At 40.2% G+C, this 15,512-nt stretch carries 12 protein-coding genes; 9 read left to right on the top strand and 3 right to left on the bottom strand.

Annotated elements, in window-relative coordinates; translation table 11 throughout:
• Positions 1-2 precede the first annotated feature (2 nt).
• Both AC1M87_RS01365 and AC1M87_RS01360 read left to right on the top strand, forming a co-directional pair.
• On the top strand, positions 3-1,214 hold the full coding sequence (locus tag AC1M87_RS01365) for an ABC transporter permease (RefSeq protein WP_035263833.1): 1,212 nt from the start codon (positions 3-5) through the stop codon (positions 1,212-1,214).
• On the top strand, positions 1,207-1,911 hold the full coding sequence (locus AC1M87_RS01360) for an ABC transporter ATP-binding protein (protein WP_481592731.1): 705 nt from the start codon (positions 1,207-1,209) through the stop codon (positions 1,909-1,911). The genes AC1M87_RS01365 and AC1M87_RS01360 overlap by 8 nt, the downstream gene beginning before the upstream one ends.
• 91 nt (positions 1,912-2,002) lie before the next feature.
• Here the strand turns inward: AC1M87_RS01360 and AC1M87_RS01355 are convergent, their stop codons facing one another.
• Together AC1M87_RS01355 and AC1M87_RS01350 are read right to left on the bottom strand one after the other, a co-directional pair.
• A complete protein-coding gene (locus AC1M87_RS01355; protein WP_481592730.1) occupies positions 2,003-2,896 on the bottom strand; it encodes an ABC transporter ATP-binding protein in 894 nt (297 codons plus the stop codon).
• Positions 2,896-3,840, bottom strand: coding sequence for an ABC transporter permease (locus AC1M87_RS01350; protein ID WP_481592729.1), 945 nt, complete (start codon positions 3,838-3,840; stop codon positions 2,896-2,898). Before AC1M87_RS01350 ends, AC1M87_RS01355 begins: the two co-directional genes overlap by 1 nt.
• Positions 3,841-4,080: 240 nt before the next feature.
• Here AC1M87_RS01350 and AC1M87_RS01345 point away from each other — a divergent pair, with 240 nt between their 5' ends.
• The 5 genes from AC1M87_RS01345 to AC1M87_RS01325 all read left to right on the top strand — a co-directional run bounded on the left by AC1M87_RS01345 (position 4,081) and on the right by AC1M87_RS01325 (position 11,217).
• Positions 4,081-4,518 carry a cation efflux protein, CzcI-like gene (locus tag AC1M87_RS01345; RefSeq protein ID WP_481592728.1) on the top strand — a complete coding sequence of 146 codons (438 nt, stop codon included), beginning with the start codon at positions 4,081-4,083 and terminating at the stop codon, positions 4,516-4,518.
• 46 nt (positions 4,519-4,564) lie between these two features.
• A complete protein-coding gene (locus tag AC1M87_RS01340) occupies positions 4,565-5,884 on the top strand; it encodes a TolC family protein (RefSeq protein WP_481592727.1) in 1,320 nt (439 codons plus the stop codon).
• 1 nt (position 5,885) lies between these two features.
• Entirely contained in the window at positions 5,886-7,103 is a 1,218-nt protein-coding gene (locus AC1M87_RS01335; RefSeq protein ID WP_481592726.1) for an efflux RND transporter periplasmic adaptor subunit, read from the top strand.
• Positions 7,093-10,236 carry an efflux RND transporter permease subunit gene (locus AC1M87_RS01330; RefSeq protein ID WP_481592725.1) on the top strand — a complete coding sequence of 1,048 codons (3,144 nt, stop codon included), beginning with the start codon at positions 7,093-7,095 and terminating at the stop codon, positions 10,234-10,236. Before AC1M87_RS01335 ends, AC1M87_RS01330 begins: the two co-directional genes overlap by 11 nt.
• Before the next feature lie 75 nt (positions 10,237-10,311).
• The gene (locus tag AC1M87_RS01325; protein WP_481592724.1) at positions 10,312-11,217 is read left to right on the top strand and encodes a cation diffusion facilitator family transporter; all 906 of its coding nucleotides are present in this window, start codon (positions 10,312-10,314) and stop codon (positions 11,215-11,217) included.
• Between the two features lie 49 nt (positions 11,218-11,266).
• Here the strand turns inward: AC1M87_RS01325 and AC1M87_RS01320 are convergent, their stop codons facing one another.
• Positions 11,267-12,682 (bottom strand): LLM class flavin-dependent oxidoreductase, encoded by a 1,416-nt coding sequence (locus tag AC1M87_RS01320; RefSeq protein ID WP_092766409.1) that lies wholly within the window; start codon positions 12,680-12,682, stop codon positions 11,267-11,269.
• A gap of 207 nt (positions 12,683-12,889) precedes the next feature.
• On the opposite strand from AC1M87_RS01320, the gene AC1M87_RS01315 reads away from it, so the two are divergent.
• Both AC1M87_RS01315 and AC1M87_RS01310 read left to right on the top strand, forming a co-directional pair.
• Complete coding sequence (locus AC1M87_RS01315; protein WP_481592723.1) at positions 12,890-14,140, top strand: SfnB family sulfur acquisition oxidoreductase; 1,251 nt, start codon at positions 12,890-12,892, stop codon at positions 14,138-14,140.
• A 13-nt stretch (positions 14,141-14,153) separates the two neighbouring features.
• The gene (locus AC1M87_RS01310) at positions 14,154-15,416 is read left to right on the top strand and encodes an acyl-CoA dehydrogenase family protein (RefSeq protein ID WP_481592722.1); all 1,263 of its coding nucleotides are present in this window, start codon (positions 14,154-14,156) and stop codon (positions 15,414-15,416) included.
• The last annotated feature ends 96 nt before the right edge of the window (positions 15,417-15,512 follow it).

Genomic DNA, 15,512 nt, shown 5'->3' with positions numbered 1-15,512 from the left:
AGATGAAGCGTTTATGGACCAATTGGCTCATCGCTGTTGGGTTTTTACGCGAAGGTCGCAGTCAAACACTGATGATTATTGGTGGTGTTGCTATTGGTGTTGCCGTTATTGTCTTTATTAGTGCATTAATTCAGGGACTTCAGTCCAATTTGATTGAGCGTACGTTGGGCACTCAGGCACATATTAGTTTACATGCACCAGATGAGGTCAATCGCGTCGTTAAAGTGCCTGAGGGCGTAGCACACATCATCCATGAAGATCAAAGGGCTCAAAGACTCAAGTCGATCAATAACTGGCAAGAAGTTCTTGAAAATCTAGACAATATCAAGACGCTCAATGCCGTTTCTCCCATGGTTTCAGGACCTGCACTGGTAAAACGGGGGGAAGCGATTCAGTCAGTTGCGATTATGGGGATTGATTTACCACGTTATCAACGTATTGTACCTTTGCAAGAGTATCTAAAAACTGGTCAGCTTCGTTTAAAAGCAGATGATGTACTCATCGGAAGTGAGTTGGCCAAAGACCTTGGTGTGCGCGTAGGCAGTAAAATTCGCGTTGATAACGGTCAAGATATTAACGCCGTCATGAATGTAACGGGTATTTTTGAACTCGGGGTAAAAGAACTAGACTCACGCTATATGTATATCGATCTAAAGCGGGCACAGTCTTTATTGGGTTTGCCGGGTGGGGTTACCATTATTGATCTTCGTATTTCTGATATTTTCTCCGCAGATCAGGTCGCAACTCAAATTCATCGTCTCACTGGATTAAAAGCTGAAAGTTGGATTGAAAGTAATGCGCAATTGATGAATGCGATTTCAGCGCAAAGTCTTTCAACCAATATGATTATTATATTTGTTGGAATATCTGTTGCATTTGCGATCGCCAGCGTACTCTCCATTACAGTGGTACAGCGTACACGTGAGATCGGAATCTTGCGTGCGACAGGTGCGAGCCGAGAACAAATTTTGATGATCTTTCTCATTCAAGGTGCGATTTTCGGCTTACTTGGTTCTATTGTCGGAATCCTGACCAGTTATGCATTGGTTTGGTCATTTAATGAATTTGGCCCAGGATTATTCTACATTCCAATTTCACCTTATTTGATTGGATCAGCTTTATTACTTGCAACATTGAGCGGTTTAATTGCAGCGGCGATTCCAGCCCGTCGTGCAGCGCGTTTAGATCCTGTGGAGGCAATCCGTCATGTCTAATGATGATGAAGTACTGCGTTTAGAGGCTTTGAAAAAGTCTTATAATATTGGACAACCCAATGAAATTGAAGTGCTGCATGGGATTGATTTTGCGATACATCGTCAAGATTTTGCTGCATTAATTGGACCTTCTGGTTCAGGTAAAAGTACGTTATTAAATATTTTAGGGTTACTGGATCAACCCACCAGTGGTGAAATTTATTTACTTGGTCAACCAACCAGTCAAATGGAAGATCAACAAAGAACGGAATTGCGTGGGAAGAGCATAGGATTTGTCTTTCAGTTTCATCATTTGATTCAAGCGTTCACCGTTATTGAAAATGTTTTGATGCCTCTAATGTTGGCGCATGGCAAACCCAATCAACAAGCTTTAGATCGAGCACATGATTTGTTAAAAGCGGTAGGATTGAGTCAATTTGCACAACGAAAAGCCAGTCAACTTTCTGGTGGGCAGCAACAACGTGTCGCAATCGCCAGAGCTTTAATCACTCAGCCTGCTTTACTCCTCGCTGATGAACCTACAGGTAATCTAGACAGTCAAACAGCGAGCGAAGTCTTTGAGCTGTTTCGTGAAGTAAACGAGCAACAAAATTGTGCGGTATTGTTAGTGACCCATGATCCACGATTATCCGCTACATGTGATCGAACCATTCAATTGGTAGATGGGCGAATTGAGAGGGATGAAATGAAGTCGTGATTAATCCAAGGCTGCATTTAAAATGGTGTGGTCAAAAGGATTGATGTTGCATGCTATATCCTGACCGTTTGTGTGATCAGGATATAGCGCCTTATTTAGAATGACTGACCTTGGTCATTCTTGGAATTTTAGGTAAGTCTGCGAGAGCTGGATCAAGTTCATCTTCTTCAGCATGTACCAAAGCATCTACACGTTGTCTTAAAGATTTAAATTTTTCAGTGATCATCAATTCATGCTGACGTGGTCTTGGTAGATCAACCTCAATGATTTCCTTAATTTCGCCAGGATTGGCCTTCAATGCCACAATCCGATCGGCCAGTAAAATTGCCTCGTCCATATCGTGTGTCACAAAAATAATCGTGATATCGATATTGGCCCAAAGATCGATCAGATGCTTTTGCATTTTTTGACGCGTATGAGGATCTAAAGCCCCAAAGGGTTCATCCATCAAAAGAATTTTCGGCTGATTCACGAGTGCACGTGCGATGGCAACGCGTTGTTTCATCCCTCCAGAAAGTTCATGAGGATATTGATGCTCAAATTTTTCAAGTCCGATAATGTTGATCCATTCGCGGGCTTGCGCCTCAGCTGTAGCATTGCTGGCGCCTCGCATGAGTGGACCGAACATGACATTTTCTTTTACCGTTTTCCATGGAAACAGTGTGTAGCCTTGGAAAACCATGCCACGCTCTGGACTCGGTCCTGTGATGGTTTCACCATCTACCAGTAATTCACCACTGGTATATGGATCAAGACCAGCCACAATACGGCTAAAGGTAGACTTACCGCATCCTGAAGGACCAATAACACAGATAAATTCACGTTTATGAATTTTTAAATCTAAAGCATTTAAAATGGTGCGCTCAGTTTTTCCGTGGCTAAATTTCTGGGTGAGATTTTTCGCTTCTAAAATGACGGGACGAGCGTAAATTTTGTCAAAGTAAGCGCGGGTATTAAAATATGAGGGTTGAAGTGCTGAAGACATTAGCGAACTCCCGTTTTCCATTTAAATAAGTGCTGTCCAAGTTTCATTAAAATCACGTCGCAAATCAGACCAATTAAACCGATAATCAAAATTGCGGCAAAAACATTGTCAAAGTTTTGATAGCGAGCTTGTTGAGTGATGAACCACGTGATACCGGATGTACTACCTATGAGTTCTGCAACGATTAAATAGGTCCAAGCCCAACCTAAAAGTACACGAAGGTTTCGATAAATTTCTGGGAGTGCAGCAGGGATGACCACATAAAATAAACTTTTGATTTTATTAGTTCCTAAGGTGAATCCAGCTTCAATAAGACTGCGGTCGACCAGACGGGTGGTGTTGGCAATAATGAGAATTTGTTGGAACAAGGTACCAATCACAATAATGGCAATTTTAGGTGCGTCATTAATGCCCAAAATCGCAACAGCAAGAGCGCCAAAGGCTGGTGCAGGCAGATAGCGAAAGAACTCTACAAAAGGTTCAGTTAATTGAGAAATTTTATGAGAAAAACCGCAAAGAATACCCAAAGGAATACCAATCAAAGAAGAAATAAAAAATGCGGTAAACACCAGTTTGATGCTGTGCCATAAACTTTCATGAAACCATGGTGCATTCGCTTGAGCGGGTGGTGTTGTAAATGCGGTCACTAAGGCTGTAGCGACTTCATCTGGTGCGGGTAGGTAAATGGGATTGACCAAAATTCCCCGAGGTGGTGGCAGTCCTTGATCGACTGCCAATTGCGCTTCAGCATAATAAACTTCTCTACTGATACGGCTATCGACTTGTAAAAACGATGTGCTACCAGAATCTGTGATTTGAACTTGGGGATGCCAAATAAAAGGCAAATAACTTACTGCACACCAGATTAAAATTGGAATTAAAAACGATCCAAAACCAAGCAAAAATTTATGCTTTTGACTCAATTCTCGTGCAACATAGCTCATCGTTGCCACCTCAGTAATACAAAAAATAAAATTCGTATGATTAGGTTGCAAAATCGATGCCATTTTCGAAGCGTGCTTTAAAAGCGCTAAATTTTTAAGTTTTCATTCATTTTTCTTATGTACATTCTTTCAATATCAAGGTTTCGATCATCAAAATATGATGGAGAATTACAACTCTTCACTTGATTGTGATCACTATCACGTTTTAAATGCAGATAGAAAAGATGAGAGCCTGCTTAAATGAGATCGGCTAAATTTGTGACATTCTTAGCATGTATGTTCATGTTCCAAAGCCTTTGGAATGTGGCGGCGGCTTTTTGTGTTCATGAAAGCGACTCAACATCGACACAAAGTTTTCACTTTGGTCATCATCAACCTGTACTTTGCCAAGCCGATCTTTCAAATAAAAGTTCGAAGTCCCAAATTGAAAAAGGCTTAGTGCTTGGCGATGATCAAAGCGTGATGCTAGAAGGAAAAGCACAAATCGATGTTATGGATCATCAAGATCATCTGCCTTCGATGTCTCAGTTTATTCTTGCTGTAAACGAGAATTTGCCTTCATCACAACACATCGAAAAGATTTACCAAAATCACTTTCATTGGACCAATGCCTATCAATCGCCTCATTTAGGTAAAATCCCTCCGCCTCCTGAATTAACCCCGCTATTGGTGGGGTAGCCTAAAAATTTCCCACCACTTATTTTTAAATTTGTGGGAAATTCATATGTCTTTTAAATTAAAACATTCCATTCGATTATGGCTGGTTTTAGGTTCGCTTAGTTTGGGTGAAAATGCTCAAGCAATGACAGTCAATTCGCTTGAACAAGCACTCGTTCAAGTGTCCCAATATCAACAATCAGAACAGATTTGGCAGCAACGACAACAAATGTCAGAACTTGCAGTCAAGCAAAGTGGACTTTGGCAAAACCCGACCGTCACTCTCTCTCGAGATGGTTTTGGCTCAAATCAAGATCAAGAGTTAGGTCTTGGTATTAGTCAGCCGATCGACATTTTTGGTCAAAGACGGATTCAAAAAAATATAGCGCGTTTGGCTGGGCAACAAAATGAATTGCAAGAAAAGTTGTGGGAAGCACAAAGCCAATTAATCGTGAAGTATGCTTGGTCACAGTTTTTAATTTCGCAATCTGAAGCACAAATTCAAAAGTCTCAACTGCAAGTCAGTCGTGAAACTTTAGACAGCGCTAAAAAACGATATCAGGCAGGAAGCATAGCCTTGGTTGAGTATGAACGAGCGCAGATTGAAGCGGCAGAAAATGAACGCAATTATCAGCAAGCCATTTTAAATAAAGAAATTGCAAAACGTAATCTTTCTAATCTCTGGGGAGAAACTGAAGCAGAGGTGAAGGTTGATTCAAATCGGATTTATTGGCCTGACCAAGTTGAACAGAGTGTTCAAAATTATATTTCTGCAGGTTATTTAGAAAAGCTTTATGCACTCAATGTTGTTCAGGCTAATCAACGAATTGAGCAACTTAAAGTAAAAGCAAAACCAAATCCAAATTTGAATGTAGGGATGACGCGAACAAAAGCGCCCAATGAGACAAACGATACTAGTTTATCTGTGGGTGTCGATATTCCGTTCAATATTTTTAATCGTCAGCAATACCAAATTCCGCTTGCCCAACGTCAGCAATCTCTACTTGAGCGTCAACAACAAAGAGAACTCAAACAACAAATTTTAGAGATTGCAAACTCATTTCATCAGGTGCGTGGCTTAAAACTACAGTATGACGCTGTACTGAGACAAAAAGGCTTGTCTGAAAAAGTACAGACGCGCTCTTTGCTCGGTTTTAAAAATGGAAAACTTTCAATCACTGAGGTGCAACAAGCAACGACACAATTACAAAATATTCGGCTCAGTCAAATTCAGCTCTTAAGAGAGGCATGGCAAACCGCACTTGCTGCTGAGGCATTAAGTATTGGTACCAGTTATGAACAAATTAGTCGTTCGGATGCCTATACCCAATTACTCAAAGAGGCTGTGTCACAGTCAGAAAATTTCATCAATATAGGGGCAGAATAAAATGAGATCTATACAACAAGGAAAAATAAACCAAGCATTCCTCATCGCCCTGATTATTGGGGTGACGGTAGTTATCGGGATTTGGATTTTTTTCAAAGATAATAAGAAAACAGCAATTGTTGAGAGTGAAGAGCAAGCTGAAACGTCGAATGGCGCAGAAGCTGATCATGCAGAAGAAGGTGAGATTGAACTCACATCTAAACAGCTAGTCGAACATAGTATAAAAATAGAATCAGCTCAATTAGGTGCAATTCCGCGATACACAAACTTGCCTGCAAAATTGATGGTAAATACAGATCAACAAGCGCATATTTCCCCTAATTTTGCTGGTCATGTTGAACAAGTGAATGTAGCACTGGGACAAGAAGTAACTAAAGGTCAAGTACTTGCAGTATTAAGTGTCCCAGAGCTCATTGACCAACAAGCGAATTTGAGAATGGAGCAATCCAATTTAGATTTGGCACGCCAAGATTTGCAACGTGAACAACGGATGTGGTCACAGGGGATCTCCGCAAAACAGGATTTGCAACGTGCTGAAAATGCATATCGTCAAGCACAAATTACAGTGCAAAGTGCCAATGCACGTTTACAAGCTTTGGGAGCTTCAGCAGGTTCGAATGGTCGTTTTACTATTCGTTCGCCTATCTCGGGCGTGATCAGCCAAAAAGACATCGTGGTAGGTGAAAATGTGCAACTTGCAGATCAGATTTTCATCATCGAACAATTAAAAGATTTATGGCTCGAATTTGTGCTACCTGCAGATGCGAGTAATCAAATTCGTGCACAACAAAATATTCAATTCAAATCTTTACAATCAGGTCAGACGTATACAGCAGTTGTGCAATCGTTAACGTCGCAAGCAGATGCGCAGACTGGTCGTTTGATTGTTCGCGCTAAAGTTCAAGGAAAGGCAAGTGAGTTAAGACCAAATTTGATGGTAAATGTTGAACTTCAAAGTCCCGATGCATCGAATGTATTACGCGTTGCAAAAAATGCAGTGCAACAAATCGAAGGTAAATCAGCAGTATTTATTGTTACAGAACAAAAAAATGGAAAACTCCACTTTAAAGCACAACCCATTGAAGTAGGTGAAATGTCTTCAGATGGTCAATGGGCAGAAATTAAGTCTGGTCTTCAAACGGGGCAAAAATATGTCAATCAAGGCAGCTTCTTACTGAAATCGGAGTTAGAAAAAGGAGAAGCTGACCATGGGCACTAATCATGACATGCCGAAGGCTGAAGGGCTATTTGAGCGAATTATTCAGTTTTCAATTCAACATGCGATTTGGATCATGCTGTTTGCCTGTGCTTGGATTGCTGTTGGAGTTTATAGTTATCAAAAATTGCCAATTGATGCAGTTCCAGACATTACCAATACACAGGTTCAAATTAATACTCAAGCTAATGGATTTACTGCGCTCGAAGTTGAGCAACGCATTACGTATCCAATTGAAAATGCCATGGCGGGGATACCAGATCTTGAATTAACACGTTCGATCTCTAGGTATGGTTTATCTCAGGTGACTATTGTCTTCAAAGATGGCATTGATATTTACTGGGCACGTCAACAAATCAATCAGCGTGTTCAAGAGGTTCAATCCGAATTACCTGATGATATCGCACCTACCATGTCTCCAGTATCTACGGGGCTGGGTGAAATTTATCAATGGGTACTAAAAGCTGAGCCAAAGGCTAAAAAACCTGATGGTTCTTCATACACAGCAATGGATTTACGCGAAATTCAAGATTGGATCGTGCGTCCACAATTGCAACGCGTAAAAGGCGTTGCTGAGGTGAATAGTATTGGAGGATTCAATAAAACATATGTTGTTTCGCCAGACTTGAATCGTATGCAACAACTACAAGTCAGTTTGACGCAACTTCAACAGGTTCTCACTGAGAACAATGAAAATCGTGGAGCAGGATTTATTGAAGATGGAGGTCAACAACTGACAGTACGAGTTCCTGGAACACTGAACACGATACAGGATATTGAAAAAACAACGGTGGTTACCTTAAATGGAAATCCTGTCCGTGTTTCAGATATTGCTTCAGTGTCGATCGGGCATGACCTTAGAACAGGTGGAGCGACCTATAACGGAGAAGAAACCGTACTCGGCATCGCCATGATGATGATGGGTGAAAACAGCCGTAGTGTTGCACAAGCTGTTGATCAAAAAATTCAAGAAATTCAAACCACACTGCCCGAAGGCGTAAAAATTGAAACTGTTTACGATCGTACCACCTTAGTCGAGAAAGCCATTAAGACAGTTCAAAAGAACTTAGTCGAAGGGGCGATTTTGGTGATTGTGATTTTATTCATTTTCTTGGGAAATATTCGAGCAGCTTTAATTACAGCATGCGTGATTCCACTTTCGATGTTATTTACATTATCAGGTATGGCACAGCAGAAAATTAGTGCCAACCTTATGAGTTTAGGTGCGCTAGATTTCGGAATTATTGTAGATGGGGCGGTGGTAATTGTCGAAAACTGTATTCGCCGATTAGCTCATGCCCAAGAACAGTTAAGACGACCTTTAACACGTTCAGAGAGATTTAAAGAAGTATTCCTTGCTGCTCGTCAAGCGCGCCGTCCTTTAATTTTTGGTCAAACGATTATTTTAGTGGTGTACTTGCCCATATTTGCTTTAAGTGGTGTTGAAGCAAAAATGTTTCACCCTATGGCACTCACCGTAGTATTAGCTCTTATTGCTGCGATCATTTTATCCATTACTTTTGTTCCTGCTGCAGTGGCTTTATTTGTAACAGGTGAAGTAAAAGAAACTGAAAGTAGATGGATGTTATGGTTAAAGAAAAAATATCTAAAAGCATTAGATATGACTTATTTATATCGAATGGTCATGTTAACACTCGCAGTTAGTATTTTGGTTTTAACAGGGTTGTTGGCGACACGTCTAGGAAGTGAATTCGCACCGCAATTAAGCGAAGGTGATTTTGCTATTCAACAAATGCGTTCACCCAGTACCAGCTTAGAAGAATCATTAAGAATGCAGGAAATGACTGAGAAACTTTTGCTTCAAAATTTTCCAGAAATTAAAAATGTTTTCGCACGAACGGGTACTGCTGAAGTGGCTACAGATGTGATGCCACCCAATATCTCAGATGGATTCATCATGTTGAAACCTCGCCAAGAGTGGTCGAATCCCAAAGAAAGCTTAGATGATTTAAGGTCACGTATTGAAACTTTTTTGGAGACTTTGCCTGGCAACAATAGTGAATTTTCTCAACCCATTGAATTGCGTTTTAATGAGCTCATTTCTGGAGTCCGCAGTGACATAGGTATAAAAATTTTTGGCGATGATATGCAGGTGTTAAACGATGAAGCTGCCAAAATTGCCAAGATTGTGCAAAAAATCAGTGGCAGTACCGCAGTCAAAGTAGAACAGACTTCAGGTTTACCCTTATTAAATATAGACGTAAATCGTTCTTTAGCAGCGCAATATGGTCTTTCGGTTCGTGAAATACAAAATTTAGTTGCTTCAAGTATCGGTGGTCAACAAGTCGGTGAAATTCTACAAGGAGACCGCCGTTTTGATTTTGTTATTCGACTTACTGATCAAGATCGGACAGTCATGGGGATTGCACAATTACCCATACAACTCCCCAATGGTGGGACAGTAAGACTGGCAGATGTGGCTACAGTTTCAAATATTGATGGTATGAATCAGGTGAGTCGTGAAAATGGCAAGCGTAGGATTATTGTGACGGCAAATGTTGAAGGGCGAGATCTGGGTTCATTTGTCCAAGAGTTGCGATCTAGCCTCATGACATATGCATTACCGAGTGGCTATTGGATTGAATATGGTGGACAGTTTGAGAATTTGGCATCTGCCAAAGCTAGAATGACTATCGTGATTCCATTGGCTTTGATTACGATTTTTATCCTGCTGATGGCTGTATTCAAAAATATAAGAGAAAGTTTATTGGTCTTCACGGGCGTACCCTTTGCTCTCACGGGGGGAGTCTTATTTTTATGGTTACGTGATATTCCCATCTCAATGTCTGCCGGTATTGGTTTTATCGCTTTATCAGGTGTCGCTGTTCTGAATGGACTGGTTATGTTGACCTTTATTAAGGAGCTAAGAAGTGAATACAGTTTAAAAGATGCCATTTGGCAAGGTGCAATGTTGCGATTACGTCCTGTGCTGATGACTGCTTTTGTGGCGTCTTTAGGATTTGTTCCAATGGCGCTCGCTACAGGTACGGGTGCCGAAGTACAGCGACCGCTTGCGACAGTGGTTATCGGTGGAATTATTTCATCCACCATACTGACGCTACTACTTTTACCTGTATTGTATAGGTGGGTGAATCAAGCAAAAGCAGAACAATAAATTAAACAATAGCATTATGTATATGAATCAGATCCTCACTTTATTTTAAGTGAGGTTTCTGATGAGGAGTATAAAATGGGTAGTTCGCATAATCATGATCACAGTCATGTGGAAGTCAGTAAAGGCAACGCAAAGAAACTGACTTTTGCTTTAGCCTTAACCACGACATTTTTAATTATTGAAGTTGTTGCTGCATTTATTACTCAAAGTTTAGCTTTATTGTCTGATGCTGCACATATGTTTACTGATGCTGCCGCTTTAGCCATCGCGTTGGTTGCAATTAAGATTGGTCAAAAGCCTGCAGACAATAAGCGAACTTTTGGTTACCAGCGATTTGAAATTTTGGCAGCTCTATTTAATGCGGTGATGTTATTTATCGTTGCAATTTATATTTTGATAGAAGCGATTCATCGATTAAGTAATCCTCCTGAAATTCAGAGTGTTGGAATGATGATAGTCGCCGTCATTGGCTTAATCATTAATTTAATTTCGATGAAGATTCTTTTTTCGAGTAGTAAAGATAGCCTCAATGTCAAAGGGGCATATCTAGAAGTATTAAGTGATGCACTTGGTTCTGTAGGTGTGATCATCGGTGCTGTGATTATTTATTTTACAGGCTGGGTACTTATTGACACGATTATCGCAGTCCTGATCGGATTTTGGGTCTTACCACGTGCTTGGATTCTCGCCAAGCAAAGTGTAAATATCCTACTTGAAGGTGTGCCTGATGAGATTGATATTGAAAAGCTCCGTGCAGATTTATTATCGCTTGAAGGAGTTAAGGACATTCACCAATTAAAAGTTTGGGCGATCACATCCAAAAAAGTCATGCTCACAGTTCATTTGGTTGCACCGAATGTCGATCCTAAACGTTTACATCAACAAGCTTTTGAAATGTTAAGTCATGATCATCATATTACTGAAATGACCTTGCAGATAGAAGATGATGCATATCACCATGAACTAGAACATCAGCATTAAAAAAGCCCCCGAAAGGGGCTTTTTTTAGATTTAGAGAATTTAAATGGATCTACACAGATTCAAGTGTTGCGGTTTGGGTTGAAGTGTGCAACCCATTCGTTGATGACTTACGGTATTGAGCACCACGATGATCATCTGGAAGTAATGGTCCATGACCAAACAACTTTTCTCTCAGTGTCCCCTTGGTATATTCTGTAGGGTAAACACCGCGACGTTGTAACTCAGGAACGACGTATTCGACCACGTCTTCAAAAGATTGATGTGCCAAAATATAAGCCAAATTGAATCCATCAATGCCAGTTTCATCCACCCATTCTTGAAGACGATCGGCTACTGTGCTTGGTGAGCCGACAATCACGGGGCCGTTTCCACCTACACTGGTCCATTTTGCAATTTCTTCAATGGTCCAAACTTTATCTGGATCTGCTTCTACGTAAGATTGCAACATAGACTGAATGGCATTGGTATGAATATATTCAACCTGGTCTGTAGCTTTGAATTGTGAAAAATCTACACCAGACCACCCTGAAGCGAGTGTTAATCCACCATCATAACTACCGTAAGATTGATACTCTGCAAATTTAGCCTGTGCTTTTTCATCAGTTTCATCGACCACAATCGCAAGCATCGTATAGATTAAAACAGCGTTTGGATCTTTACCTTCTTCAATAAGATTATGGCGAATTCCTTGTGCTAACTTTTTTACAGCAACTTTCGTTGGTGCAGATATAAATACGCATTCTGCATTTTGACTGGCAAATTTTTGTCCACGCTTTGATGCACCTGCTTGGTATAAAACAGGTGTGCGTTGCGGAGAAGGTTCACAGATATGAATACCTGGCACGCTAAAATATTTACCTTCATGTTGGATTGGATGAACTTTGGTGTGATCCGCAAAAATACCAGCGGCTTTGTCACGTCGTACCGCATCATTTTCCCAAGAACCTTCCCAAAGTTTATATAAAACTTCCAGATACTCATCTGCAATATCATAACGATTGTCGTGACTCACTTGGGTTTTTAAACCTAAGTTTTTAGATCCGCTTTCTAAATATGAAGTCACAATATTCCAACCCGCACGACCTTTGGTGAGATGATCCAATGTGCTCATACGTCGTGCGAAGGGATAAGGATGTTCGAATGAAATTGAGGTGGTTACACCAAAGCCTAAATGTTGGGTGACTGCTGCCATTGCTGGAACAATCTGAATTGGATCATTCACAGGAACTTGAACAGCACCATTTAAAGCATGTTGAGCCGATTGATGATACACATCATAAATACCCAAAACATCTGCAAGAAAAATACCGTCAAAAATACCTTTTTCTAATATTTTTGCTAAATCAGTCCAATATTCCAAATCTTTATATTCCGTAGAGCGATCGAGCGGATGACGCCATAAGCCTGGGGACTGATGTGCAATGCAATTCATTTCAAAAGCATTAAATCGTATATGTTTAGTCATAATGAAAATATATAATAATTAAATGTTTATATTCTGATTATATGAAATATCATACTTATTATTTAATGAGAAAAACTGCAATATTCATAATAAAAAAATAAATGATTTATTTTGTTTGAAATTAGATTAGTAAATAAAATAATCGTATAAAAAATTAAAATAATTAGTGCTATTTTAATTTTATTCAATTTTTTTGAAGAGAATAAAATGACTGCACAAATAGATATAAAATTGCATGAGGCTGAAATTTCAAAAGAATTCTACCAAATTCATCAGCCAGCGCATGTGATTAAGACAGATGAAGAAGCGATTCAAATCGCACAACAGCTCGCTGAAGATTTTGCAAAGGAAGCCTCCATTCGTGATCATGAACGCCGTTTACCTTTGAGTGAAATTAACAAGTATTCTCAATCAGGGCTTTGGGCTATTAACATTCCAAAGCAATATGGCGGTGCAGGAGCGAGCTATAAGACTCTCGCTGAAGTTGTTAAAACCATTTCTAGCGCTGATCCATCACTAGGTCAAATCGCACAAAATCATTGGGTGTTTCTAGAGCATATCCGTTTAGATGCCACCGAAGAACAAAAACAATTCTTTTTTAAAGCAGTACTGGGTGGAGAGCGTTTGGGGAACGCTTTCTCAGAAAAAGGGTCTAAGACGGTTGCCGATCTCACCACAAAAATAGAATTTGATGCTTCTGGCAATGGGATTGTGAATGGACAAAAATTCTTTGCGACTGGAGCTTTACTGGCACACCGCATTCCAGTTGTTGCGATTGATGCTGAAGGAAAACCATTTGCTGCAATCGTGCCACAAGGGACTGAAGGTGTAAAAATTACCAATGATTGGAGTGGGTTTGGTCAGCGTACAACGGTCAGTGGATCAGTCGAATTAAACAACGTTAAAGTAGATGCAAAATATATCGTTCCAATTTATCAAGCTTTTGTAAGACCGACAGCAGCTGGAGCAATTTCTCAATTTATTCAAGCTGCTGTAGATGCTGGGATTGCACGTGGTGCGATTCAAGAAACGATTCATTACGTTCGTAACTTTGCACGTCCATGGATTGATTCAGGTTTAGATAAAGCAAGTTCAGATCCATATACCATTGCCAATATTGGTGAATTGAAAATTAAGCTGCGTGCTGCTGAAGCCGTTCTGGATTTGGCAGGATTAGCGATTGATTTAGCACTTGCTGAACCGACCGAAGATCATATTAATGAAGCAACATTGCTCGTGGCTGAAGCAAAAGTCTTAACGACTGACATTGCGATTTTAGCAGCGAATAAATTATTTGAGCTTTCTGGCACGCGTTCGACCTTATCAGAATTAAATTTAGATCGTTATTGGCGCAATGCCAGAACACACACTTTGCATGATCCCGTGCGTTGGAAATACAACATTGTAGGAAATTATTTTCTAAATGATGTCCCACCACCACGTCATCCATGGAGCTAAGGAGAAATTTATTATGACTATATTAAATCAGAATGAAGAACTTTCACTTGGTGCCAACTATGAAGAGGTTGCAGCAAAGTTTCGACCGATTTTTAAGCGGATTGCAGAAGGGGCCGTTCAACGAGAAACCGATCGTGATTTGCCTCATGAACAAATTAAATGGTTAAACGATGTAGGTTTTGGTGCATTACGTGTACCAAAAAAATATGGCGGTGCAGGTTTTACCCAACAGCAACTTTTCCAAATCTTAATCGAGTTGGCGACAGCGGATTCAAATATTGTGCAAGCTTTACGTGGACATTTTGCATTTGTCGAAGACCGTTTAGTGGCCCATAAAGATCAATCACAAGCGTTTTGGTTTAAGCGATTTGTAAATGGTGAAATCGCAGGAAACGCTTGGACAGAAGTCGGTAATGTTGAGATAGGCGACGTCATTACCCGAGTGAAACAAAATCAACAAGGCGAATATGAAGTTTCAGGAGAAAAGTTCTATTCTACAGGTACTATTTTTGCCGATTGGATTGATCTTTTTGCCTATGATGAGACCACTGATCAGCATGTGATTGCAGCGGTCTCAACTAAAGCTAATGGAATTAAAGTACATGATGATTGGGATGGATTTGGTCAAAAAACCACTGGAAGCGGGACGCTAAAAATCAACCAAGTGTCGATTGAACGAGATCATATTTACCCGTTTGATCAGCGTTTTAAATATCAAACAGCTTTTTATCAAGTTGTACATCTAGCAACACTGACCGGCATCGCATTTTCTGCGGTGGAGACCTTTAGTGAGGAAGTGCGTAAGCGTACTCGAATCTTTAGCCACGGGAATGCTGATCTTGTCCGTGATGATGCTCAGATTCTACAAGTGATTGGTAAGGCATCTTCCCAAGCATTTGCCAGTCAAGCCATTACTTTAAAAACAGCTGCAGCACTGGATGATGCATATTTAAGTCACTTTAATGCTTCATCTGAAAAAGATCATGAGATTAACCAAATTGCGGAACTAGAATCTGCTCAAGGGCAGGTCGTCATTTCAGATCTTGTACTTGATTTAACAACTAAACTATTCAATAGTTTGGGTGCTTCAGCCAGCGCTTCGTCGAAGCAGTTAGATCGTTTCTGGCGTAATGCAAGAGTTGTATCCTCACATAATCCGATTATTTATAAGGAGAAAGTGGTGGGTGCTTTTGTCGTGAATCAAACTGAATTGCCATTTGTATGGCAAATTGGTAATAGTCCTTTGGCGAAACACTTGAAAGCTCAAGTGGGTTAATTGATGTAATTTCGATGATGCTGCTAAGAAGGTCCTGTTAAGGACCTTTTTACTAGGTTCTTAAATAAGAGTCTAATAGCCTAAGCGATTTAGATA

The sequence above is a fragment of the Acinetobacter sp. 24-47-62 genome (assembly GCF_056779765.1).
The sequence above is the reverse complement of the archived record's forward strand: the minus strand, read 5'-3'. Positions and strand labels throughout refer to the sequence as shown.